18 protein-coding genes are annotated in these 25,808 nt (G+C 43.8%); all 18 read right to left on the bottom strand.

The genetic code is table 11. The annotated features are described in order from the left end of the window. Positions 1-1,386 (bottom strand): SGNH/GDSL hydrolase family protein, encoded by a 1,386-nt coding sequence (locus tag ACP26M_RS06050; RefSeq protein WP_426587063.1) that lies wholly within the window; start codon positions 1,384-1,386, stop codon positions 1-3. Positions 1,387-1,428: 42 nt separating this feature from the next. Continuing rightward, positions 1,429-3,123 (bottom strand): RICIN domain-containing protein, encoded by a 1,695-nt coding sequence (locus ACP26M_RS06045; RefSeq protein ID WP_426587061.1) that lies wholly within the window; start codon positions 3,121-3,123, stop codon positions 1,429-1,431. 130 nt (positions 3,124-3,253) lie between these two features. Then, positions 3,254-5,593 carry a GH92 family glycosyl hydrolase gene (locus tag ACP26M_RS06040; protein ID WP_426587059.1) on the bottom strand — a complete coding sequence of 780 codons (2,340 nt, stop codon included), beginning with the start codon at positions 5,591-5,593 and terminating at the stop codon, positions 3,254-3,256. A 402-nt stretch (positions 5,594-5,995) separates the two neighbouring features. Beyond that, positions 5,996-7,054: an alpha/beta hydrolase family protein gene (locus ACP26M_RS06035; protein WP_426587057.1), complete on the bottom strand. Its 1,059-nt coding sequence runs from the start codon at positions 7,052-7,054 to the stop codon at positions 5,996-5,998. A gap of 144 nt (positions 7,055-7,198) precedes the next feature. Continuing rightward, on the bottom strand, positions 7,199-7,612 hold the full coding sequence (locus ACP26M_RS06030) for an SRPBCC family protein (RefSeq protein WP_426587055.1): 414 nt from the start codon (positions 7,610-7,612) through the stop codon (positions 7,199-7,201). A gap of 3 nt (positions 7,613-7,615) precedes the next feature. Continuing rightward, positions 7,616-8,119, bottom strand: coding sequence for an SRPBCC family protein (locus tag ACP26M_RS06025; RefSeq protein ID WP_426587053.1), 504 nt, complete (start codon positions 8,117-8,119; stop codon positions 7,616-7,618). Continuing rightward, positions 8,116-8,436 carry an ArsR/SmtB family transcription factor gene (locus ACP26M_RS06020; protein WP_090527244.1) on the bottom strand — a complete coding sequence of 107 codons (321 nt, stop codon included), beginning with the start codon at positions 8,434-8,436 and terminating at the stop codon, positions 8,116-8,118. Before ACP26M_RS06020 ends, ACP26M_RS06025 begins: the two co-directional genes overlap by 4 nt. Positions 8,437-8,486: 50 nt before the next feature. Then, positions 8,487-8,867, bottom strand: coding sequence for a DoxX family membrane protein (locus ACP26M_RS06015; protein WP_426587051.1), 381 nt, complete (start codon positions 8,865-8,867; stop codon positions 8,487-8,489). Positions 8,868-9,034: 167 nt separating this feature from the next. After that, positions 9,035-10,234 carry a Gfo/Idh/MocA family protein gene (locus ACP26M_RS06010; RefSeq protein ID WP_426587049.1) on the bottom strand — a complete coding sequence of 400 codons (1,200 nt, stop codon included), beginning with the start codon at positions 10,232-10,234 and terminating at the stop codon, positions 9,035-9,037. A gap of 10 nt (positions 10,235-10,244) precedes the next feature. Then, a complete protein-coding gene (locus ACP26M_RS06005) occupies positions 10,245-11,252 on the bottom strand; it encodes an FAD:protein FMN transferase (RefSeq protein ID WP_426587047.1) in 1,008 nt (335 codons plus the stop codon). A gap of 188 nt (positions 11,253-11,440) precedes the next feature. Then, a complete protein-coding gene (locus ACP26M_RS06000) occupies positions 11,441-12,433 on the bottom strand; it encodes a quinone oxidoreductase family protein (protein ID WP_426587045.1) in 993 nt (330 codons plus the stop codon). 64 nt (positions 12,434-12,497) lie between these two features. Then, on the bottom strand, positions 12,498-13,085 hold the full coding sequence (locus tag ACP26M_RS05995) for a TetR/AcrR family transcriptional regulator (protein WP_426587043.1): 588 nt from the start codon (positions 13,083-13,085) through the stop codon (positions 12,498-12,500). A gap of 371 nt (positions 13,086-13,456) precedes the next feature. Next, on the bottom strand, positions 13,457-15,586 hold the full coding sequence (locus ACP26M_RS05990) for a family 20 glycosylhydrolase (RefSeq protein WP_426587041.1): 2,130 nt from the start codon (positions 15,584-15,586) through the stop codon (positions 13,457-13,459). Between the two features lie 96 nt (positions 15,587-15,682). Further along, positions 15,683-17,884, bottom strand: coding sequence for an alpha-galactosidase (locus ACP26M_RS05985; RefSeq protein WP_426587039.1), 2,202 nt, complete (start codon positions 17,882-17,884; stop codon positions 15,683-15,685). Positions 17,885-17,944: 60 nt separating this feature from the next. Further along, the gene (locus tag ACP26M_RS05980; protein ID WP_426587038.1) at positions 17,945-18,871 is read right to left on the bottom strand and encodes a metallophosphoesterase family protein; all 927 of its coding nucleotides are present in this window, start codon (positions 18,869-18,871) and stop codon (positions 17,945-17,947) included. A 4-nt stretch (positions 18,872-18,875) separates the two neighbouring features. Beyond that, positions 18,876-21,215, bottom strand: coding sequence for a hypothetical protein (locus ACP26M_RS05975; RefSeq protein ID WP_426587036.1), 2,340 nt, complete (start codon positions 21,213-21,215; stop codon positions 18,876-18,878). 9 nt (positions 21,216-21,224) lie between these two features. Continuing rightward, complete coding sequence (locus ACP26M_RS05970; protein ID WP_426587034.1) at positions 21,225-23,783, bottom strand: hypothetical protein; 2,559 nt, start codon at positions 23,781-23,783, stop codon at positions 21,225-21,227. Positions 23,784-23,957: 174 nt separating this feature from the next. Further along, positions 23,958-25,802, bottom strand: a complete 1,845-nt coding sequence (locus ACP26M_RS05965) for a RagB/SusD family nutrient uptake outer membrane protein (protein ID WP_426587032.1) — start codon at positions 25,800-25,802, stop codon at positions 23,958-23,960. Positions 25,803-25,808 lie beyond the last annotated feature (6 nt).

Below are 25,808 nucleotides of genomic sequence, written 5' to 3'. Positions count from 1 at the left end.
TTATTTTGAGGCGATGATGGTGATGTGATGGTTTTGCGGTTTATTGATAGCATAGATCTGGTCGGTAAGTACATCCATTTCTTTTTGCCAGGCATCGCGCAGGCTTTTGTAGCGGGCACGGGTATAATTATCTTTATTTCCGTTAACAAAAATGTCTTTTTTGGCATACTTGCTTATGGTATCCATAGCGGCGTTGGTATCATGGAATAACAAGCCTTTTCCTTTTAAAAAGTCAAACTGCATCCAAGTATACATGCGGATACGCCTTTCAATGTCCCAGCGCTCTTCGTTCAGCTCCCTGATCTGGATGGCCTGCTGATATTGCGGTGTTATAGTGATCTCGGCGAGGTTGATACCAGCGCCCAATTGCTCAGCCGACCAGCTACCCATTTTTTCTCCATCGATAAAGACATCATAATTGGCTGTTTTTAACCCTTTAACGGCAAGCAACTCCCGGTTCATTTCTTTGGTAAACGGCACAACCTTAAGCGCATCGGCTTGTTTTTTTCGGTTTCCCCAACCACGCGGAATAGTATCAATGGGATACGGCAATGAATTTGCGAGGTAATTGAACGATACGGAATCTACCGAAGAAACCACGTTAGTTACTTTACAATTCACCGCCTTAATGGTCTTTTTACTTTTAGCGTCAACAGCCACATCAGCCACTACTTTATTGCTGAAGCCCTGTGCCTTTAGAAAAAGGTAGGCCATCACCAGGTGACCGTCATTGTCAGGATGTACCCTGTCATTGGGCGTTAAGCTGAAGGTGGAATCTTTGGCTTGCTCACGCAGATTGATCTCTGTCATGGGATGGTAGAAATCAACATAACCCCAGTTATTTCTTTTCGCTGCTGCTTGCTGAAAATCGATCACTTTTGAAAAAGCCGCACTTTTTTTAGGATAGATGTTTTTGGTAGTAAACTTGCTGGTTTCGTCATAAGGCGAACCAAGAATAAAAATTTTACGGATCTCGGGGTGTTGCTTTAGTTTGTTTTCCAGCAGTGCATAGTTATCGTATGAGCCCTGGATCCTTTTATCCATAACATCCTGTGCATCGGGACGGTACCATTCAAAATAACCGGTGTCGTTCATGCCCCAGGTAAGGGTTAACACATTTGGTTTTTTGCTGAACACATCATCTTCGAAACGGTCGTTGATCTGCCCTACAACATCGCCGCCAATGCCGGCGTTATAGCAGGTTATCCGCATGTTAGGGAAACGGGTCATATAATATAGCCAGATGTACGAGTGGTAATGGCCCCCATCTGTAATGCTGTTGCCAACAAAAGCCACCCGGTCGCCCGCGCGAAATGGCGCTATGTTTTGGGCAGTTACTGCTCCCCGGGCTGCTATCAGTACTAATAATAAAATCAACTTTTTCATTAACTGTTAATTATAATATGTTCAGCAAAAAATAAATTCAAACTATAAACCCACCAGGCTGTACGGGACCCTTACTGCTTTTACCTGGTAAAAGTTAGGATCCTGGTTATTATTTACGCAGGTGGTTGTGCTGCAGCTGCCGCCATCACCATTATAATTAAGGCAATAGGTAACAAGCAGTTCGTTATGCCCGTTTATAAACTCAGCGTGAATGGCCGGGGTATAGTACTTTGCCAAATGGCCCTGGTAAACATCATTGATGGTGAAAACCATTTTAGGCGCAGTGAAAGGCCCCTTAGGACTGTCGGCCGTTGAAATATAAATGTTATGGCTCGCCGGATCACAAAAATAGCCCAGGTCCATTTGCATCATTACATATTTATTATTCACTTTTGATATGGTCACATTTTGCTGCGTGGTATTGCCCGCACCTACAGATATAGCTGCCGCCGCAGCGGTTGTACGGGTTGATGACCATGAAGAGCCTGTCCAGAACGACCAGTTAGATGGATTACTAACCGGGAAGCGGGCCAGGAATACATTGGACGTATTAAAGAAAACGCTTTTGCTTCCATATACATATACCGAGTCGTTAGTAGCGTTTTTAACCATCCCGTTTGAAAACCCGGTTTCTGTTTGGCCCGACATACCGGCAGGTGTTAACCGCGCGGCTGTGCCCCAGTTAAGTCCGGATGTGTTTTGAGTTAAGTCATAAAGCACCTGATTTTCGGGTGTAGATCCGTTGGCCGATTCAAATGTGTAAAGATAAACGTGGCTACCGGCCTCAATTCCTGCGCCGGGCCAGCGATAGGTTGAGTTATGATCGCCCGGGCTTTCAATGATCTCCATGCTGTTTACCGGCGAATTATTGGTAGTGATATTTGGCGTAAGTGATTGATCCCAGCTGTGACTGGCCGGCTGCAGCAGGGCCGAATTATGATATTTAAAAAACTGGCAATATAACTGTCCGTTACTTTGAAGCTGTGACGATTCATAGGCATCTTCGGTTATCCAAAGCACTTTTCCGTTGTTGGCCCCATAGGTAAGCGGGATACTTTTTCCCTCATCAAAAGCCACGGTGCCATTGGTACGGTGAAAAAAGTTCACGACATCATCGTCGCGGTAAGCCTCGGCTGTAAGCCCGTTAAGCAGCCAGGTTTGCGCCGTATTCCCGGCAACAAATACTTCCTGGGTAATAGGCGTACCATTAGTGGCAGATGATCCATGATTGGTGACCGCAAGCCCATTACCCACATTAATAATTTTATAAACGCCGGTACTTACTGCCTGAATATACCATTGCTGGGCATTGTTAGTGTTGGCTTTATCCTGCCATAGGCCTGTACCGGGATTCGTGGTGGCCAAGGGTACTTCTAGATATTTACCGCTGGCTACGTTCATGATCTTAAATTTGGTAGTGCTGGTTATAGCGCCGCTACCCTGTTGTACAATTATCCATTTTTGGTTGGGAGCCGTGGCCGTACCACTGCCCGAGTATTGGTTTTGCTGCGCACCAGTGCCATCATTAAGCATACCGCTGCTATTAATTTCAATAGCTTTACCGCTTAACACGTTGGTGATGAAAAAGGTTCCGTATGAGCTTACCGGCGATCCGCTGGTTAGTTGTACAGAATCTGTGCGTACAAAAGGTTTGGGGTACTTAACGGCAGCTTGTTTATTGCACGAGGCCAGCAAGGCCATAGCCGTTATGGTACAGGTAAACAGGTTTGTTTTCATAATTTGGTTTGGTTTATAATTTGGTTTGATGTTTGGTCGGCGCTGTAAAATCATTCAATTTATAAAATCGATTTAGCAATTCTATATAAAAAATCACCTTTCATCTTTCCTTCCCGTATATCCTAAATTATCAGATCCCCCAGTTTTTATTTGGTGTTGCGCCCATACTTAGTTCAAGGGCGCCGCCTGCCGCAATATCCTTATAATCGATATAGCATTTATTATAGGTTTTGCCGTTAAGCTTTGCCCCCTGTATATAAATATTTTTTGCCGAATTATTATTGGCGATGATGGTAAAGGTTTTACCCTTTGCGTATTTAGGATCAAGCTTTAACGTTACTTTATTAAATACCGGACTGGTGATCTCCTGCCTGGTATCGCCGGGACAAACGGGATGCAAGCCACTCGCTGCCAATACATACCAGGCCGACATCTGCCCGACATCTTCGTTGCCCACCAAACCCTCTACGGAGTTTTTATAAGCCCGGCGGCAGATCTCACGGGTCCATTTCTGGGTAAGCCATGGAGCGCCCAACCTGTTATATAAAAATGGAACATGGTGTACAGGCTCATTGGAATGATTGTAGTAATCGTTCCACATCATGTTATCGGGCGTTTTTTCAAAAAGATTGTTCAAATCAGCTATCACTCTTTCGCGGCCGCCCATTAGTTTTGCCATACCATTTACATCCTGCGGTACAAACCATCCCTGCTGATAAGGGTTACTCTCAATACAGCCATACCATTGTTTAATGCGTCCCTCTGCAGGCCACGGAAGCCAGTTGCCGGTACTATCCTTAGGCCGGAACCAACCTTTATCCGCGTCAAAGATGTTTTTAAAGGCTTCTCCCCTTTCGTCGTATTTTTTTAGGTCTTGTGTTTTGTTAAGCGCTTTTGCAAGCTGTGCAACGCACCAATCGTTATAGGCGTATTCAAGCGTATAGCTTATGCCGCCACCACCCGGAGTAAAACCCTTATCGCCATTGCCAAATTTTTCAACAGTGCTCACCGCTAATTTATAGGCATCTGGTATATTATAATTACGGATGCCTTTGGCATAAGCATCGGCCATTACAGCTACAGCCGGGTTGCCAAGCATACAACCGCTATAGGCATTCAACAGTTCCCAGCGTTCCAGGTAATCTTTCTTCTTTTCATTGGCAAGGGTAACCAGCGAATTAACCAGGTCATTAACCAGCGACGGATTAATAATAGTTTGTAAAGGCATCTGGCTCCTGAAAACATCCCACCCGCTAAATATGGTGCGTTTTTTAAATGTTGTAGTATGATGCACCTTGCCATCGCCGCCCATATATTGCCCTGTAACATCGCTTACAATGCGGGGATCGATCATGGTATGGTACAATGCTGTATAAAACACCGTTTTTTGCTCTGTGGTGCCACCCTGGATACTTACTTTTGATAAGGCGTTATTCCACAGGTTAACGGTATGCTGATGAACAGCATCGAAATTCCAGTCTTTTATTTCGGCTTGTAAATTGGCTTTGGCACCGGCTATGCTTACAAATGAGATACCTGATTTAAGCAATACCTGTTCACCGGCTTTGGTAGCAAATTCGCTATAAAAACCAAGGTGCTTTCCCTGCTTTTCCTTCAATCCTTTAAGGATCTCAGCATTAGCTACGCGTTCCTGGTATTTATCGCCGGTAACGTCGTCCAGCTTACGGCTCCAATCGCTTGGAATATTGGCACTCCAGATGCCATAGTTTTTAAGCGGCTTGCTGAATTGTGCATAAAAATACACTGTATAATCTGCATGTCCATCACCATTGCCCCAGCCGCCACCGTCTGGGCTGCATTTCATAAAGCCCTCAATAGTGTGGTCATCAACTACTTTTACATATTGCAGCGTTGAGGTTCCCCCTACCCTCCGGGCCAGATCAATCTGGATACGCGATTGTTTATTTTGTGAAAAGGTAAAGCGCAACATGCCGCTATGAGGGGCGGCAGTGGCTTCGGCCTTGATATGATTATCAGTTAGCAGAACACTGTAATAGCCCGCTGATGCTTTTTCAGTGCTTTTATCGTAAGCAGAACGATATCCAACCCCTGTAGTGCCTGGTTTACCGGCACTGGTTTTAATTGGCCCCGCTGTAGGCATTACCAAAAAATTCCCCAGATCGCCATACCAGCCAATGCCACTCATTTGAGTAAAGGCAAAGCCTTCAATACTTGTATGTTCATAGCTATAGCCCGAGCCATTGTCGCCTCCGGTTATGGTGTTTGGGCTTAACTGTACAAGCCCGTAAGGTGAGGCAGCGCCCGGAAACGTTTTACCTAAGCCATGGTAAACCCCTGCTCCATCGGCACTGGTGCTGGCCCCTATAAAAGGATTAACATAGGAAGCCGCATTTTGCGCTTTCAGCATTGTTGCCGGAATAAACAACATACCCGCGGCAAATACGGTTATTAAACATTTTTTTAAGGCTGGTAGTGTAGTTATGTTCATAATAGTGGTACCGGATAGAAAGCTTCGTTTACCGTAAGTTTTTTATGACAGATAAACCTTCAGAACTAAAATTGACCGGTATTTATTAATTGGTTATTGCACGACCAAATTATATAATAAAATCGATTTAGCAAATTTTTGTTAATTTTATTTTTAAGACTTAGCTGCGTTTAAATTAGCGACTTATTAATTATTCAATAAAATTCATTGCCGTTGGCTTCAGCCAACGGAATAATGCCGTAAATTTAAGGGGCTTTAGCCAAAATACCATCTGAATTTGGCTAAAGCCCTCTCCTCATTGGCTATTTTACCGTTGGCTGAAGCCAACGGCAATGAATAAATCACTCTTTAAACAGCTTCTTAGAAATACTTAATGGCTTCCCTTAATATTACAATGCTGTATTACAACCATTTGCTAAACCAATCCAACGTCATTTTAAAATGTTCAGGCGTAGATGTATGGAATAGCTTTGGCGTTACATCGCGCATAATCTTATCGGTTGCCCCTTTCGATCTATATACTTGCATGGCCGAAGCGTAAGCTATGTTTGCTCCGGGAAGCGGGCAATTGGGATCGTTTTCTGTGCCTACAATCAACATCGCACGGGGCGCTATCAATCGCAGCATCGAAGGGCAATCAAACTCGCCGGTGATATCAGGGAGCAGTTTATCCCATACAGCCTGTACATTACGCCTGTTTAAGACCGAATCGCCAAGTTCTTTAGCTGCCTGCAAATGCGCCTCCCGGATAGTACCTGCACGCCCCTGCCATTTATCATTATCTAACGACCATTTGAAACTCTGCACTGCAATATCCAGCACAATTACTTTTATCCGCTTATCTACTGATGCCGCAAGCCACGTTTCCATCCCTCCCATGGATATGCCGCCCATACCGATGCGGTTAGTATCTACATCAGGCCTGCTTGCCAGGTAATCGGTTACCCGCCAAAGGTCAAAAGCAGTATCAAACAAAAATGGATGGGCTTGATGTGCTTTATCCTTATTTTCCCAGGCAGCGGTGGCAGCAGCAACGTATTCTTTTGAGCCATGTGCGCCTCCGGCAATGCGTTCGCCATGAAAGCGGGCATCAATGGCTACGCCCATGATCCCTCTTTTAACCAATTGGTACAACATCTTTTTGTTGTCCTCCTTTTTACCGCCTGTACCGTGCAAAAAAATTACAGCGGGGTATAATTTCGTGCCGGCAACAGGTTTGTAAATCAGGATAGGTACCCGCTCATTCTTTTCGCTATAGATAAAACCGTGTTCTATAATAACTGAATCTGTACGAGTGATAGTAAAAGATGGACTTAACGGAACACGAGGCCTTTCCAGCAGTTTTTTAAAATCAGCAACAACCTTATCAACAGGAGGATAATTTATTTGCTGCGCAAATGAAAGCAAAGAGCATAACGATAATGTAATGCCGACACAAAGCACTTTGATCTTAAACAACATAACATGATTGATTTACCTGTACAATGTATAAAATATACAGCTTAATGAGTGTAACAATACTAACATGTAATAAAAAGCACAAAAGCTGAATGTTTCCATCCAGCTTTTGTAAAACTATCATTAACGACAACTTTCCTGAGCACGTTAATTTTCTTCGGTATATTTCTTAAAGTTGTTAAGTATGGCCTGCCAGCCGTTTTTTTGCATTTCAAGGGGATTTTGATCTTCAGGATCGAAAGCTACCTCAACTTCGGTTTGATCGCCATTGGCTTTGAAAGCAACAGAGGCCTGCCTGCCGTTTGGCATAGTATAGGTAAACTTTTCGCCATCAACAATTTCGTCATAAGTAGCTTCAAAGTCAAAACCGAAGCTTCCGTCTTTCGCTTCCATTCTTGCCGAGTATTTTCCGCCTACCCGCATATCATTTGATGCAGAAGGACATTGCCATGAAGGATCTGCAAAGTTCCATTTTGTAATGTGTTCGGGATTGGTGTAATAATCCCAAGCTTTTTTAGCATCTGCATTTACCGTAGCGGTAACTGTGATCTTGTTGCTCATTTTTTACTTTTTTAAGGTTAATAATAATTGGTCGAGCTTTTCGAGGGTTGCCATCATTCCCTGTTCCATACCCATCTGGATAACGGTTTCCAAATCTGAAAGCGATTTGTAAGTTACAATGGTTTCTACCAAAGCGTTTTCTCCTTTGTCGGTAAAATTCACAAGCCACTCCGCGCGGGGAAGATCCTTATTTATTTCACCTTCTGCATTACAGAAAGCATCCAATGATGTATAGTAATCAATAGGTTTTATTTTCAGATAATCTGTCCAGCCCCAGTATTCTGTACCGTTGGGCTCTACCATGGCATAGTGCCAGTGGCCACCTTCGCTAAAATCCATTGACTTGGTTTTGGTGGTTAAGGGTGCCGGCGCAAACCATTGGTCGAGCAATTCCTGCCGGGTGTAACAATCCCAAACCAGTTGCCTGTCGGCTAAAAATTCACGCCTGATGGTCAGCGTATTTTTTTCCTTATCTGCAATAAAATCAAAGTGCATGTTGTTTTTCATTTTTGTTGTTTTTTTAAGGTAGCTAAAAGGTTATCGAGTTGCAGGAACCGAGTTTCCCAAATCTTACGGAATTGCTCCAGCCATTTGTCTATTTCTTTCATTTTGTCAATTTCCAGTTGATAGTAGATCTCACGCCCCTGGTGTTCCTGTTTCACCAGTTCGCATTCGGTCAAAACCTTCAGGTGTTTTGAAATTGCCTGCCGCGTAGTGTCAAAATGCTCGGCGATGGCATTAGGTGTCATTGCCTGTAAGGCGATTAAGGCGATGATAGCCCGCCGTGTAGGGTCGGCAACAGCCTGAAAAATATCTCTTCTCATTGAAGTACTATTTACGAACCGGTTAATAAGACCGCCGGTTCATTTAAAACTTATTTCCTGATCATGGGCAGGTATTTTTCCCAATTGTCAATAATTACCCAAAGAACAATTGCGATCAATACTAATACGATAGGTAAACCTGATGGGGCCATACTAATATTAGCCAATAAAATACCGGTTAAAAGAGGTACGAGTACTAATGCGCCGAGCGCCCTGGTTCTTGGGATAATCAATAATAGACCGCCAAGGATTTCCATGGCACCCACCAGCGGCATTAGCCAGCCTATTTGCATAAAGGCCTGCCCCGCTTTCACCATTTTTTCGGGCATTTCTTTAGGCATGGGCATGTAATGAAAAAATTTGTCAAGACCGGCGTTGATAAACATTAGCCCGGTTAACAGGCATAAAACAAATAGGATTTTAGTTTTCATGGTTTGGTTTATTTAAATAAGAAACTGATTGGTTGCAAATATATGCGCAACTAATTGGTTTCGCAAATTTATTTTGATTTTTTTTTTAAAGACTAAATTTTAAAATTGCTAAATCAAATAGTTATAGAAACACAAAGCCCCGATATTTGCGATATCGGGGCTTCTAATTATCCAATTTTATAACTGTTATCCCAGTTGCAGATCTTTTTGCTGTACAGCGCCTGGTTGCCCAGGTGCACACTGATGGCGGTGCGGGCTCCCGTGAATACATTACTATCCGGTAGCTCATTATGCTGTATTTTTTGATAAAAATCGTTGAATGCATACCAGGTACCATCTTTCGTCGCCTCGGGCAGAATGGGTGTGCCTCCTTCTTTATTCCATACAATACGTGTTGCACCGGTTACGCCGTCTACAGTCCCTTTTTCTTTCAATAGTTTTTTCTCGGGGTAAAACATGCCCTGATCAGTTAGCAGGGATACAGTACCCAGGGTACCTTTAATCTTGAAAAGATAGCCGTCATGCGCATTGCCGCACATTGCGCCGAAATTACCGATCAGGCCCAGGTCTGGGTAACGTAACATCAATTGTACATTATCATAGGTCTCCCGGCCATCTTTAAACACATCTATCCCGCCGGTGGCAAAAAATTCCTGCGGATGGGTATCAAAAACCCAGTTAATAAAATCAATCTGGTGCGAAAGCAGTTCGGCCGCCAGTCCTCCCGAATATTCTTTGTACATGCGCCAGTTGATGGCCCGTTCCAGTGAAGGATCAGGCACCGGGCGTCGCCAGTTGCCATTGCGGTCCCAGCGGCAATCTACTTGCGTTACTTTGCCCAGGTAGCCTTTATTGATCATCTCTTTAACCCGGTAATATAAAGGCGAATAGCGGTACTGGTGACCAACCTGCAGCACCTGGTTGCCGCGGCCATGCATCAGGCTCACAAGCTCAAGCGCTTGATCAATGGCATAGGTCATCGTTTTTTCCAGGTATAAATGTTTGCCCGAGCGGATAACATCAGCAGCCACAGCATAGTGCAGGTACAGCGGAACAGCAACGATGATCGCCTCCACCTGCTTATCATCAATTAATTTACGGTAATCCGTATATATTTTCACTGAACCAGGCTTAACCAGTTTTTGTGCTGCTGTCAGCCTGAAATCGAGCACATCGCACAAGGCTGTAATGCGGAACTGATCGGGCATTCCGTTAAGGATATTCATAATCCCGGTACCACGGTCGCCACAGCCTACCACTGCAATTTTAACGGGATCGGCCCCGGGCTGTATTGCGCTCAGGTTTTGGTTTAGCAATAGTCCGCCTGTTAGCAGGCCTGTATTTTTCAAAAAAGTTCTTCTCTCCATTTATCCAGTTTTATTGTTGATATCCTTTAAAGTAAGCAGTAACCGTATCTGCTATACGGCCATCCGGCTTCCGGTATACAATATAAGCACCCAGATCCTTCCGGTTTTTCAGAAAGTTCAACGTGCGTTTTAATCCCATTGTCATAAACCCGTTATCATAGCCATCCGCTGTTATTGCATCTTTCGCATAAACGGTAACACTGATCATTTCGTTTTGTATTGGGTAACCTGTTAACGGATCCATCAGATGCGAAACCTGTTTGCCGCCTGCTTCATGATGTTTGCGGTAATTGCCGGATGTAGTAATGGCGCCATCCCCCGGCTCAATCACTTTCCGCATCGGGGCCGGATTCAGGTCATCGCCACTGATGCCTTCAATGCCCACCTTAAACGGTTCGTTTCCGGGTTTATGGCCTTTAATGCGCAGTTCGCCACCCAATTCGATGAGATAGTTATGAATGGAATGCTGTTCCAATAACGAAGCCAGCAGATCGACAGAATAGCCCTGCGCGATGCCGTTGAGATCCAGTTGTACTTCCGGTTGGGTTTTGTGTAAAAAAGTACCTTTCAAACTGATTTTATCCGCTCCTACATGATGAAGGAGGTTTTGTACTTCTTTCCGATCGGGGTCATGTGCCGGTTTAATTACACCAAATCCCCAGGCATCAACCAAAGGTTTCACTGTGGGGTCAACCAGCCCCCCGGTTGCGTGGCTGATCTGCAGCGCACGGGTGATCAGCACACGAAAAATCTCATCTATACGGATACCTTTTGCAGAATGGTTGAACCGGCAGATAAGCGAATTAGGCTGATATAAGGACACCGACTGATCAAAACGCTTTAACAGGCTATCCGTTTGCGCTGTATTCATCAGGCTGTCGGGCGCATAATACACGATACTATATGTGGTACCTTGTGCATATCCCTTCAGCTCGAAGCGGCGGGGCTGCTCCTGCTGTACGAAAGCACAGCACATCAAAATCAAGACGCAAGGATACGCCAGTAAGGTCGTTTTCATAGTCAGATAGCCAAATGTAAGCATTCAGCCGCTTTTTTATCTTATTGCTTGAAATAAGCTTGATGATCATCTGCGGGCTACCGGAAGATCAATTCCCCTTGCTAAAATTCGTACCCCAAACGATAAATGAACTCCTAAAGACCGGTAGTTAAAGCGGCTTTAAGTGTTTTAATATGCAATGAGCTGATTTAAAATTTGATTAACACCTTTCCAAAAGGCTTTTCCTCTATTAAATAACGCTGGGCTTCCGGTGCATCGGCGGCATCAAACACTTTTGCTACCGTTGGTTTTACAGAGCCGTTAGCAAGTAATGGTAATAGCTGATTCCATACATATTGCTGTTGCTCGGCTGTAAACCAGCCCGAAAGGCTTTGCCCCCGCATTTGAAGGCCCTTCCACACAAAATCAGTAATGTTTGCTGTAAACTGTGCCCCTGCAGAATACCCAATGTTTACGATGATGCCATTTCTGGCCAGGGCCTTAATAGCGTTGCCGGTTAAATTACCACCAACACTATCAATAACGATGTCAACCCCTTTTCCACCGGTAATACGCATAACGCCTTCGTTAATACTTTCATTTTCCAAATTAATTACATTTTCAAAACCTGCTAATTCCGCAGCTTTTGCTTTTGAGGCCGATCCTGCTGTTGTTATTACCAATGATGCACCATGTGCCTTAGCCAGCTGCACGCCCGCATTGCCAACTGCGCCACCCACTGCCAGAGAAAGCACAGTTTTGCCCGGTGCAAAATCCGCTTTATTTAAACAGGCCTGAGCAGAAAAAAAACCTACAAAAACTGAAGCAGCCTCCTGGTCTGATAGGTTTGCCGGTGTTTTAATTAACTCTTCAGGATATAAAGCAAGATGACTTTGCCATGCTCCGTCAGATGCGATGCCTCTTATGACACCCGCCGGGGTAAAGGCCGATATAATAACTCGTGTTCCATTGGGGAACTGATTGTTACCTTTTACAACAATCCCTGCGGCCTCGTTGCCTAAAATCATAGGCAGCCTTTGAGCTTGTGGGATAAGCCCGGCCCTGATTGTATTATCTACCGGGTTAATTGCTGCGAAATTAACTTTTACCAATAATTGTCCCTGCAGTAAATCGGGTGCGGGGAGTTCTATAAGCTTTAAATTTTCATAAGCCCCGTGTTGCGTAAATTGAATTGCTTTCATTGTACTAAGTTTTAAAATTAATATCCAAAAAGAGACCAAAAGGTCTCAATAATATCAAAAAAATTTATTCCAAAAAGCTCAGGACTTCGCTCCTGAGCATGTCAGTAACCATTTTCATTTGGCCTTTATTAGAAAACACCCGGCTGGTAAGTATCGTGCCTTCCAATAAATTAAACATATATATACCAAATTCATGTGGGTCAATATGCTTTTTAAATTCACCTGTTTGTATACCCTCTGAAATTATTCGGGCAAATCTATCCTGTATTGATTTGATGCCAAGTGCAACGCGATCCCTGATAACGTGATCGGTATCGTCAGTTTCCACGCCAAAATTTAATAATGGGCATCCTCCGTTTTCTGCAAGCGATAAACGGTCATGATAAAGATCAAGCACTGCAAATAATTTGTCCTTTGCACTGGTTTGGCTTTTAATCTTGTCATCGATCGCATTAATCAGTCTTTTCGAAAGGAAATTAAAAGCTTCCATTACAATTGCCTCTTTATTTTCAAATTGCCGGTATATGCCTCCTTTCGCCAGTTTTGTAGCTTCCATAATATCGCTGACAGATGTGCCGGCAATACCTTTTTTGTTAAATATCATTGCGGCTTCCTCAATTATACGTTGCCGGGTGCTTTCTCCTTTTTTCATGACAACACAAATATAGAGACCCTTCGGTCTCAAATAAAGTTTGTTAATAAAAAATTTTCGATTATGTTATTTCAATGACTTTTGAATGCCGCTAATTGGTGAACTCTTTTTTTTGCAAGCTGTTTTTAAAATTTCTAAGCCGTTTTCAATTAAACCATCATCGGTGCAACAAAAGGGTAATGGTTGTTTTAATCTTAGCACTGTTTGAATAGCCCGCGTATAAGGAAAACCCAATTTAGCATCAGAGGCTCATTTTTTGTGCACCCCAGCCAATAGTAAGCTGTATTTCGTTCTACCTTATCATCAAATTAAAACGGCTGGCTATAAACAATCAATACCAGCTATTTGGAATGGTAACCTATTTTCTTTAATTAATCGATTAATAGCTTAGCATTTAAATACAATGCCATTATTTCATCTCTGTTCAATATCCGGCCAAACACTTTTATGTTAGTTAAAAATGATGAAGCTGAAAGATGGCCGCAGCTGCTTCCTATTGTTTTTAGCGGGCAAACGAATTGCTTTTCGACTGACTCTGTTTCTTTGCCATCGATATACAAAGTACAGGTATTATGCCCGCCGGTCAAAGTTATTTGCGTCCATTTATTTACAGGGACAATGCCGGTAAATACCTGCCGGTAAAAATCTTCACCCTCACCTGCGTACTCTTTATAGCCAACAGTCCGGGCAATACCTAAACCGGTCTTGCCCGATTTTTTATCTTTAAGGTTCAGGAAAATTGTTCCGTAAGGCGATTCGAACAGTACCGTCGTTGTATCGCGGGTATCTGTTTTTTTAACCCGGAAGCTCAATGTCCAGGGTTGTTCTAACTCGTCGGCTGGTAAGTTTAGCCGAACAAAATCATGCTGATCAAGCGCTAATACTGATTTTGATTCGTAACCTGTTAAAGGTTTTATTAGCTGTTTATTTGCAGCATCGGGCAAAGTATTTTCTTTAAAATCGACGTCAATGATTGGATCACTGTTTTTGGAAGCGTCCAATAGCCTTGTATCATTTACCTGAGGTACGTTTTTCAGGCCGTCAACTCTCTTTATAAATTCATCAAAAGTAGGTGACATTTTATTGCCCCATAGTTTCTCGGCCATTACGGGTAAAGCCACCGCAACCTCTTCTGCCGTTTCATGATAGGTAAAACCCATTGGCCCAAGATCATTCCATACATGCAGCTTCGCCCCTAACAAATCAGGTTCGCCCGGGTTTAGCTGCTGGTTTGGCCCGAAATCATTCGGTGCCCATTTTTCATATAAAAACTTATTATCTACGCCATAGTAATTTGTACCCGGAACAATATACAGCCACCCGTCCGTTGATTGTACCACCTGGTGACCCGCTTTAATCTCCTCCTTCGCATTATTACCCAACCACATATCAATCATTATATTGCTATCAATAGGGGTAAATCCCGGCATTTCGTTGTATCCGGACCATATCATTACTTTTTTCCCTTTAGCACCTATGTATCTGTTGAAATGATTGATATAGTTACAAAAGCCTGCTGCAAAAGTCTTACGGTCTTCTGTCGTAGTAGCCTTTTTAAATCTGTATTCGTCAGTTCCGATATGGAAATACGGTGATGGAAATAACGGCACAAATTCATCGAAGATCTTTTCCATCATGGTGGTAGTTTTGGGATTTAATACATCCAGCTGTCCATCCTGCAACTTTTCATTTTTTAGCTCGGGGGCAATATCTAAAATACTCATGGCGTGGGCGGGCGCATCAATTTCAGGGATAATATTTATGCTACGATCTGCGGCGTATTGTATCAAATCCCTGATTTCCTGCTGTGTGTAAAATCCATCTGTTGCTGTTAGCTGCGGATATGTTTTACTTTCGACCCTGAAAGCTGCATAATGCTGACCGTGAAAAGCCTGATCGTTTAAATGCAATTGTAATTGGTTCATTTTATACCAGCTCATGCGGCATATGTAATCTTTCAGCTGCGATACCGGGAAAAATTTGCGCCCGACATCCAGCATAAATCCCCTAAAAGGATAGGCAGGGAAATCTGAAATAGTATAACAAGGAATACTTTGCTTATCGGTGCTCTGTTCAATTAACTGCAACAAAGTCCTGGTAGCGTAAAAAACACCTGCCTCATCCATTGCCTTTATAATAACCTTATCCGGCTTGATTTCCAGGTGATAAGATTCTTTTTGGAGTTGGGTTAAATGACGCCGCGGTTTGATTTTTATGATGATATCATTCTTCCCTCCTTTTGCCTGTAACCCGGCTTGTTGCTCCTTGCTTCGCAACGCAGCCAGGTCTTCAAGGAATATTGCAACAGTTTTTTGTGTTGATACAGATGGCTTAAATTTAAATACCGTAGCAGAATTGATAATGAAGCTGCCGCTACCTGCCTGCCACTGATGAACCGCCGGTATAATATTCGGCGCAATGTTATTCACCTGGGCGTGCAGGCCCGATTGTATTAAAACAAAGAACGTGATGTACGTGATTAATTTTTTTGTTGAGATCATTCAAATGAATTTCGATGTGGTTGTAAATAACAATTGAGAAAACTGGAGGGGTAATTTTGTCGCTTCGCCGGTGGTTTTAACCATATCCGTAGCCATTTATTCAATAGTGAACCATGTATAACTCTCGGGCGCAATATTGAAGGTTAGCGTGATCTCATACTTCCTGTCAACAGGATACTTTTTAACTACCCCTCCCTTTTCCCTGAGCAGGGCCGAACTTGTTAAACCTGTGTAGTACAGGGGTACCTTAATGGTTCTTGTGATCGCAACTTTAAGCGGGTTGTAAAGCATGATCATTCCTTTTGTACCTAGTTTCGGGTTCACATGCAGCAAACCATCCCAGTCCCTGCCGTCGGCCCGGCGAAGATGGATAATATCGGAGTTAAGGATGCTGCGATATTTTTTATACCAGTCAATTACACTTACCACCATCTTCCGGGTAGCCTCGGTATCGTACAATCTTGGACCGCGGTAACAGGCCTGGACTCCCGCCCCGTAATATTGCGCCATCAATTGTTCATAATCTTTCAAATGATCCGAAAGCGGTTCCAGCACGGCTTCGGGGCCACCGCCCTGATAGCGGGTAAGCGGTACAAATCCCCAGCCCATGGCAGGGGTCTTTTCCCAGGTACCATCAAAAATATTCTGACGGTTCAGGATCATTTGCTGATCGCGCGGCAAAGAAAAATTAACTTCCCGGTAACCTAAGGCAATTTTGTTGGTGCCATCCAAAAAATACCAGTCGGGAGCGTTCACATAAACACCATGCTCATTACACCAATGATATAAACCTTTTTGCAACTCCATTTGCTGCCATTGGCTATCATCCAGGTTTTTATGGCCGGGGTGTGTAGTTGAAGCACAAACATCGCCGGGATAAGGGCCGTCATTTTCAAAAATGTCGAACCCGGTTTTACCAATAAAGTATTTTAATTTACCCAGATAGGCCAGGCCCCATTTGCTGCCCAAACAAGGGGCATTACCAAAGAACGCAGCGGCATCCGGCTTTTTTGTTACCGGATCGATCACATCATCTTCATCGCTGATCCGCCTTGAACTAAATAAAGAATAGCCCCCTATCAGGATATGCTTACTGTGTGCATAATCGGATAGTGTTTTCCAGCGTTGTATGTTGACAGCCGAACTGTCTTCCATATTGCAATGGCTTCCAAAGCTGAGGATCAGGGCTTCATATCCTGTCGCCGCGCATTGGTCTATAGCTTTTTTTACATCATCATCGTTACGGCTTACGAGGTGCATGAAGATGGGATTTTCTGTTGTCCATGGAGCTATGGTGCTGTACATTTTCCTGATAGCCAATCCCCGCCTTTCGCGGTCATAACTATCCATCAGTAACTCATAAGTGCGAACCGAGTTAAAAACCTGCCCCTTTCCCAACGCTATACCAGTAGCCTTTTCCGGATATACCTCTAATAAACACGGCGTTTGGTAATTATAATTTACCTGTGATGTATAATTACTATCGGCTTTCCAATGGGTAGTTTGGTCGCTGATATCATATCGCATAGAGTTATTGAAGGCATAGTTAGTCTCCAGATAAAGGCCGTGCTGTTTTTCCATTTGCGCCGGCGAGCCAACTACGGCACTCTCCTCCTCTACCGTTGCAAGCACCTCATTTATAACCCTGTTTAACGTTATCGCTTTATTTCCTTTATTCTGAACCGAAAGCCATTTCACAATAAGAGGAATGTCATTATACAGTTCATAATGTACAGTAACAAGCAGATCTTTTAAACCGTCAACATTTGATTTATAGGTAAATGACAACATTTTACCGGAGCCGGGTGCGGTATTCAGTGCCCATCCTCGCGGTTTCCAGCGGATGTAAGGAGGAATATCCGTTACCGAAAAGGATTGAAACTGAAAATCATTTTCATTGCCTTTGAATCCGCTAACCCATTCGGGCAGCAGATAGGCATTCTCCTTTTGCCCGTAAAGGCCTCCGATATTATATTCCCTGCCATCAACGGTTAACTTTGCTTCGGGCTTTACAGCCCTCAGCAATTGCTGGCCGTTGCTCATATTGCTGTAATCAATGCAGGCCACATTTTGCTGAATCCGGAAGGTCCTTTTTACCAAACCATTGCTCAAAATAATGTTTTTACCATCAGCATAAACATCGGCTTTTTGCTGAACAGGGCTTACCAGCCAATCCTGAGAAAGGATTGGCCTGTCGTTTTCCTTCCAGGCGGGTAATTTATTATTCGCTTCTTGTGAACTGCCGGTGTTGATGATGCCCCAAAAAGCAATCGTCGAAAAAAACAGCTTTCTTTTCATTTATTTCTTTTCAATTTGTTCAATCTTTTAAAAGTAACACTATACGGATAACCTGTTCAGTCAGAACGAATGCGGATAATAGCGGTTACTTACGCTTCCATCTTCAAATAAATCTAATATAGCATAGCCGGGCGGGGTTTCGCGGTAATAACATTTAGCCGCCGAATCACTATCGCCGTCTTCCCACCAAAATCCACTTAAGGCGCCGTTACAATAGTAGCGAACGCCATCATAACCGGCCTCATCAAGTAAATGGATATGGCCGCTTATACAAGTGATTGTTTTGTCCCGGTGTTTATTAAATAAATTAGTGATATATCTCGCATCTGTATGGTTGCCTCCTTCCATTATGGTGCTTACGCCCAAAATCGGGTAATGGCTCATACACAAAACGGGCGTGCCGCGCCGCAGTGACGCAAGGTCGTTCTCCAGCCATTTTCGCTGTTCGGCATCTAATGAACCTGCATTATCATTATTGCTGTCGAGAATGATAAAATGCCACCCATGCTTTTCAAAACTGTAAAAGCGGCCCGGCATTTCAAGTTGAGCTATTACATGCGGTTTGCCATACATGCTGTCGGATTTGTCAGGGCAAGCCCACCACATATCATGATTGCCCAAACAACTGTATACTTCATATCCCTTAAATCTTTCGCGAGCGTTTTTCCATATCGCCCACTGTTCGTTGACCCGTTCACGGGTAATGTTATTGTAGTCGGCAGCGAATATGGAATCACCTCCGTTTAGAAAAAAATCGATCTTATGTTTCTTTATTTCTTCAATGCAGCGCCCGAAACGTTCCGGGGCATTGTATTCGGGGCGGATATGTACATCTGTAATATGCGCTACCCGTAATACCCGTTTCTTTTCATGCGGCGCGGCCAAAACATTCGGTTCGCGTTTTACCCCCAATGGCAATGATATGGCGAGCAGCCCTATCCCCTTTACCAGGTCCCGCCTTTTTTTTGAGTCGACAGTGTTTGTCATATTTTTAGTTGAGTGTTTTAATTGCCAAAATTTTGTTACCGCCTGTAATTTGCACCTGTACTTTTTGTCCTGCTTTTACCATCACTTTAGGCCAATGTAAAAACGCTGTATACGGAAGCGGCTTCCAAGCCTGGGTGCTGCTTTCTGCAAAAACGGCTACGTTGGCATCATACCTGGTGTTGTTACTCATCAGTAGCGTGGTCGATTTCTTATCCTTCTTCAAAACAGCGGCATCCACATGATCAAAAACCAGGAGTTTCCCCTTATCTGTTTGAAGATAAATTCCGGGCAGTTCAATGGCCATTAACATACCGTTCGTTTCCGTCCACGAATTCCGGGTGTTTATGAAATTGCCAACACTGCCCCGGCCTTCGGCGTCACTGGGTTGAATTCGTTCCATGCTCGATCCAATAAGGTTGTTGGTAGTATAATGGCCGGGCATATTCACTGCTTCGGCATGCGCATGTTGAATATCCCTTATTAAATCTGCATATAATTTATTACCTGTTGCCCGGTATAATTTAAACACGTAATCGCCCGAGGCTTCACAGATACCCGGAGCCGAATGTTTATTTTGAATGCTGGCCCAAACCGCACCGGCCATATGGCAGTTCAACTTTGCAATTTGACTGCCGGCCGGAAAAACAGGATCATAGGACAATACCCAGGTTGAACAAAGCGCCGCCTCTACCTCAGCCTTCTGTAACCAGCTTTTATCGCCCGTAACGTTGTATAAGGCCATCAATGATTCTAAAAAACCAAATGCTGATTCTGAATTAGCATCCATACTAATATCCCCGCAGTCGCCGCCGGTGAGGCCCTGTTTTACTACATCGCGTTGGTAATAATAATTTGCAGCCTCCCTGGCTACTCCAAGCCACTCCGGATGATTAAAGTAATTTGCCGCAATGGCCAGTCCACCAGGCGCTATCGCCCCAGCCGTGGAATTGAACACTGCTATCTCGCCAGTTTCGGGTACGATGTACTGCCCAAACTCGCCGTATCTTTTCCAGGTGTTAGTAAAAGCTTCGGCCAGTTTCTTAGCGGCCGACTCCCATTCGGGCTTAATTATAACTCCAAAACCCTGCGCTTTCAGCAGCAACAGATGTTTCATCAGCCACAATAAAGCGTCACTGTTTTTGCGTACCATAGCCTGGCCTTCCGCGAAATCGGGGTGCATTTTTTCAAAAAGAAGGCGGCCATTTGCTTCTATTCCACCGTAAAAAAAGCCGCTCTTCCCCTGAAGTTTATTCACAACAAAGTCGATCTCCTCCGCCACCCGCTCACGTTCTTTTGCATTATTAAGCGCCAGCATAGGATAGGTATTCATCATACCGCTCACCCAACCTAACTGAAAATCGTCATTATTTTCGGGCTTGTAATAACTGCCGGCAGGAACATGTATAAAATTACCGCTGCATATTGCCGAACCTACTGCAAGTAACTTACTCATAGGTAATACATTGCGGGGGCTATTTGGCCCGGTTATATCCTTACGTACCTGCATAAACTTCGTAAGCAAATCGGGAATGCTGCGGGCATCAAATACATATAACCTCATCGCAATGGTTATATGGTCGCCGGGTTTCCAGTCGTGTGCTTTATCACCACTTTCATGAAAATCCCCAAACCCGGGCGCCAGTCTGCGCACTGCCGGTGCCGAAATGCTAAAGCTGCAACTATCTTGTTTTGCATTTTCTGCAATGGTAAGGCCACTATTGCCCAACTGGGTCTGCTGGGTGGTCAACAGGATAAAGCCTTTCTTTAGCGATGGTGAAAAAAAGCACATTGCCGGCGTTGCTGCGTTGGCGGTTTGTAACTGCACCAGCGATGCTTTATCGGGTTCTGCGGATAACCTGGGGTTATTTGAAATGGTTAGCGGTACTTTGGGGTTATAGTACATATCCCTGGTGTAGGGTGGATTGTACCCGTTGCCAATAGCAGGATACCTGTTCCCGTTATACATACTTGCAGGCACCATAACATAATTCTTCCTGCTCCAGCGGCTGAAGTCAAAAGATACCTCCAGGGCCGTGGCAGCTGCATGGCCTTCTTTTAACTTAATATCGGCGGTGATATCCAATATCCCGGCGCTTGCACCCTGTTTTGCGGTTAAGTTAAGCGACCACTGGGCACTGTCTGTTGTCAGGCTATTGTTCCCAAACGCAAATTTATTTAATGCTTTGGTACCCTCATATTGGATAGCGCTTACATGCATACTTCCATGCACAGCTTTTAAAAAATCTGGGGTTATAAGCTTTTTTACTCCCTGCGCATGGGCAATGCCTAATAAACATGTATAAATTATGAATGCGGAAAGACAGCTTTTTTTGTTAAAGTTCATGTTAAATCATCAAAGTTTTATGCCCGGTCCTACAGATGAAACCAGCAGTTCCATATTTACTTTTTGATTGCTATTATGCAGGGCGCTAACCTGGATTGACGATGCCCCATGCGGTAGTGTCAAATTGCCCTGGGCTGGAATTTCAGCGATCTTCTTTCTGTTCTTATCCGCTACATAGCAAGCATTATCCTTCAGGATAATAAATTCGCCATTGGTAATTTTTTTGTCGATTGAAAGTTCTGTACCGTCCTGAAACGTGATCCTGATCCCGTCAGCATATCCGGCTTTTTCGGCAGATGATATCCGTATCGCACAATCCAGCGGCTGCGCATCAAATTCATTATTTAACCGGCACGTATTTTTTTCGACAGTGTATTGCTGGTCAGGAAAACGGGCTTCACGTACAGGATATAAAACGAAAGACTTTTCGCCGTTTTGCACCAGGTGAAATTTATAATTTAAATCTTTTAAACGCTCTTTTACTGTTTTGGTGAAAATATTCAATGCCCTGGCATTTTCCCAGGCGCGGTATGCCTTGAAAATGTTATTCTTTTCCGGGCAATTTTCAACAGCATGCTGGCTCAAACCAAGCATGTAGGTTGCATTCCATCCAATTGATTTGGCTTCCAGGTTTTCTGCGTCGTATAAACTCCAATCACTGTGCAAATCAACTATTCCGAATGTTGCAGTTAAATAACTGCTCTCAAAAACATATCGCATATCTTTTCCCTCTATTCCCCACTGGTTCAATACCGGATTAAACATATTATTGCCGCCGCCAACATTGCAGACGCTCATATAATGCCAGTTGCCTTCATAAACCGCGCTCCCCATTACGCGGAGATAATCACCTCCATTTTTTGCGTAGCTATCAAATAATTTCCTGAAAAACTGCTTAAAGGAGTACTGCCCTTGCCCCTGGTACATACAGCTCTCCAAGCCATCAAAATCAATATAATCCATCCCTCCTTCTGTGAGCCACTTGCCATAATAATCCGCATATACTTTTTGCAAATTCATATCCGGAACAAAACCACGATAGCAGTTAGGCTGCAGCTTTACTATTGTGGTACCCTTTCTATAGGTACCTCTTTTTGTTCCATAAAGCCCTCTTTTGATATGTAAAAAGGTGTAAGGCTTGCTCTCGCTAATGCCATTGTATTCTATAAGCTCCTTCCCTATTTTCAGCACATTGGTATGGTTACCTTCCCACCCGCCAAACTCGTTGAAATAAGCCCTGTCGGCCACCGTTATAACCGTGTCCTGATCAGTAAGATCTTTGGTTATCAATGTGCGCTGCATAATGGCGAGGCTATCGCTTGGTACCGGAGCCACATCGCTGTTATTATCAGGCTGCAGAAATTCGCACAGGGTATGCAGGCCATACCTGATCCCATTTTTTTTCATCAATGCGCCATATTGCGGAATATCCATGGGAGCTGCGTTGTTGAAATTTATTTTTCTGTTGGTCCAGCGATTTTGTGGGTTGGGATAATATTCGCCCCATCCTTCATCCTGTATTCCTTTGATGGCTAATTGATGAGCATAGGTGATCAGGCTGTCATGAGCGCCATGCCACGCGATGTCGGGGCGGTATGCTTTAGGATCTTTGATCCATTGACCATCAATTTCGGGATGCGGCAGCCCTTCCTTTAAAACTATTTGTTCGATAATGCGGAGCCCGACAGAATCGGGGCAGGCAAGCAAAGCAACCGAAGATCCGATAAAATCGGCATTTACCGGCGGCACCAACTGGTACCTGGCCGAATTTACCTTCCCATCCAAATTATCGGGTAACACCGGGAACCGTATCATCTGTTCCTTTCTCCGGTCTCTTGAGTGCATGCAAACGGTAGAACCAAAAGCGGGTTCAAGTCTTGCTCCGTTTCCGTAATTCATCCGGTAATACTCTTCCGGATGTGAATAAAACGCCACATCATTTATGCCATCTCCGCCTATTGTGAAAGTTTGACCTTCCTTAAGATTTGGCGGCAAGGGGTATTTCAGGGGATCAGGCGAATGAATAAAATAGTACATGAAAGACATGTCGCCTCCTGTTGGGGGGCCGCTGGTGGTATTGTCATTTAAACCCAGTATGCCAAATGCGAAATCATCATCTCTTACTACGCCCAGGATATCTCCTATTGTTTTAGAGATAGTTAATTTATAAGGGCCCCAAACGATATTGTCAACCCCGTTTCGCGGCTTAAGCGATACCAGTTTCAATCGTACGTACTCCCCTTTTTCATCAGTTTGCACCGTTGCAACCGAACCATTAGGATAGTGTAGCGTAATGCGCTTATTGAGCGTATTAAATGCAGCAGCTACCGGCAGTATATAGTTTTCGCCTTTGTACAGACTAAGCAAGGCAGAAACTTTACCGGCAGGGCAATATTCTTTATGGGATGATTTATCCTTAATACTGGTAATGAACCCACGTTTGTTTATACTAAGCGTAACAAACTTTGTGTTTAAAGTAATGGTTTGTGCATTTGCCTGCGGGTGAATTACCAGCATCATGCTGAACGCCAGGAGAACTAAAAAACCTGTGTTCAATTTATTTATCATGTTATAAAAACTCATATATAATCAACTAAAAAGCATTTCCAATTTCTAAGCACCGCATTCTGATCAATGATAAAAGAGCGCGCCCTGTACCACCATACAGCGACGCCTCTTCAACTAAACCTCAGGTAGTCTCATTACCGGAAGTACACTTAAAAAATAAAACACATTCGGCACCTATTGTATCACCGGATTAAATGTTCCGCCATCCCATCCTATATTTTGCTGCAGATTTTTGTTTTGTAAAATATACTGCGGATCAATAGGACCGAAATAATAGGCATCGGGTATATTGATTTGACTGGTGGCACCAGGATCTATCGGCTCATATTTGTAATTGGTAATAGCCTTAAGAAAAGCATTGCGATCAAACGATGCAGGTGAATTAACTATCAGGTTAGAAAGCTGTGCAGCAATCCCGCTATTGCTTTGCGTAATATCAATACCATATTGAGAGGATGCAGCTGCGCTGTTAAAGTACGGCCCGTAAGCATGCAGCGTGCCCATGTTATTCAGTACACTAAACATCCGCCTGCGCCTTAAATCCCAAAATCGTTTTCCTTCAAAAGCAAACTCTATAGCCCGTTCGGTCATAATAGCGTTCAACGTGGCTTGATAATCAGAACCAACCGATGCAGCCAATCCATAATTTCCTGCTCCTGCTGTGATATGGGCCCTTTGGCGGATTTGAATAATATAGGCCCTTGCTTCGGCCGGGTGCTGTACTTCATTAGCAGCCTCGGCAAGGTTAAGTAAAACCTCAGCATACCTGATGATAGGCCAATCAAAAGCCTGGCGGTTCCAAACGCTTGAACCCAATGTGGTATCAATCCCCTTACGGCAATAAAAACCCGTGATATTATAATTGGGTGTGGCTTTGTACGCATCATCACCGGCTATCGTGTTAAAAATCCATTGCACACGTGGTGTAATATCCGCAAAGTCGTACCTGGCGCCATTATATACAATTGTTTGATAGAAGCGCGGATCCCTGTCCTTCCAAAACTCTGCAGGGTCATATCCCGAAGCCGGGTCGGAAATTGGGAGACCATTTTTCATGGGATAAGCCTGCACCATCTCCCAGGTTGGATCGCAGGAGCCTGCAGCGCCAGAGGTTTCAGTTAAAGGCCTTTGCCCTTGTTGAAAGCCATTTGTTTTTTCGGGATAATGGTAACGTAAGCTCAAAACCATTTCCTTAGCAGCCCCTGCCTTATCATACCACATGTTCTCATTTGGTTTTGCAGTATTATCTGTATATAAGCCATAACCATCAGCATCTAACTCAGTTTTAGCGGCCAGCAAGGCACTATAAGCATCATTCCAATAAGTGGCATTAGGTGTTTTGCAAAACAGAGGACTTGCTTTTAATAACAGGGCTTCGCCTTTTACCGCCATAGCAGCGCCTTTGGTAACCCGGCCAATATCATTTGAACCCCAGGTAGCCGGCAATAAATTAATTGCGCTATCCAACTGTTTGCCAATAAAATCAAAACACTCAAGTGATGAATTCCTTTTTACCAGTAAAGTATTTATGTCGGCCGTTGGGTCCTGAACCGCTGTAATGATCGGTACCCCTCCTAATACTTTTACCATCCTATAGTATAAATACGCGCGGAAGAAGTATGCCTGGCCTTTCAGGCTTTTATAATCGGCATCGGATAAAGCAGATTTGCTTTTATCAATATTTGCAAAAAAGTTATTGATAGACCTTACCCTTCCCCAATCCCAAACCCTGTCGGGGTAACCACTTTGGCTTGTATAGGTGCCTTTAAGGAAAGAGTTAAGGCCGTTTCCGCCGCTGCCGCCAGAATAAGCCTCGCCGGCCAGTTCTTCGTTCCTGTTCCAGGAAGGTAAAATATTATAGAAATCGGTTACATATCCTTTTACAAAATCAGGACTGCCCCATTCCTGCTCCGGCGTAATTGGGCCTCCCGGATGATCAACATCAAATACCTTTTTACAGGATATTGTTAAAGCAATCATCCCCAATAAAACGAATAGTATATTGAATTTAAGTTTCATGATCTA

The organism is Mucilaginibacter sp. R-33 (genome assembly GCF_049949235.1).
Taxonomy (GTDB): domain Bacteria; phylum Bacteroidota; class Bacteroidia; order Sphingobacteriales; family Sphingobacteriaceae; genus Mucilaginibacter.
Note: the sequence above shows the minus strand (reverse complement) of the source record. Positions and strands in the feature narration are given on the sequence as shown.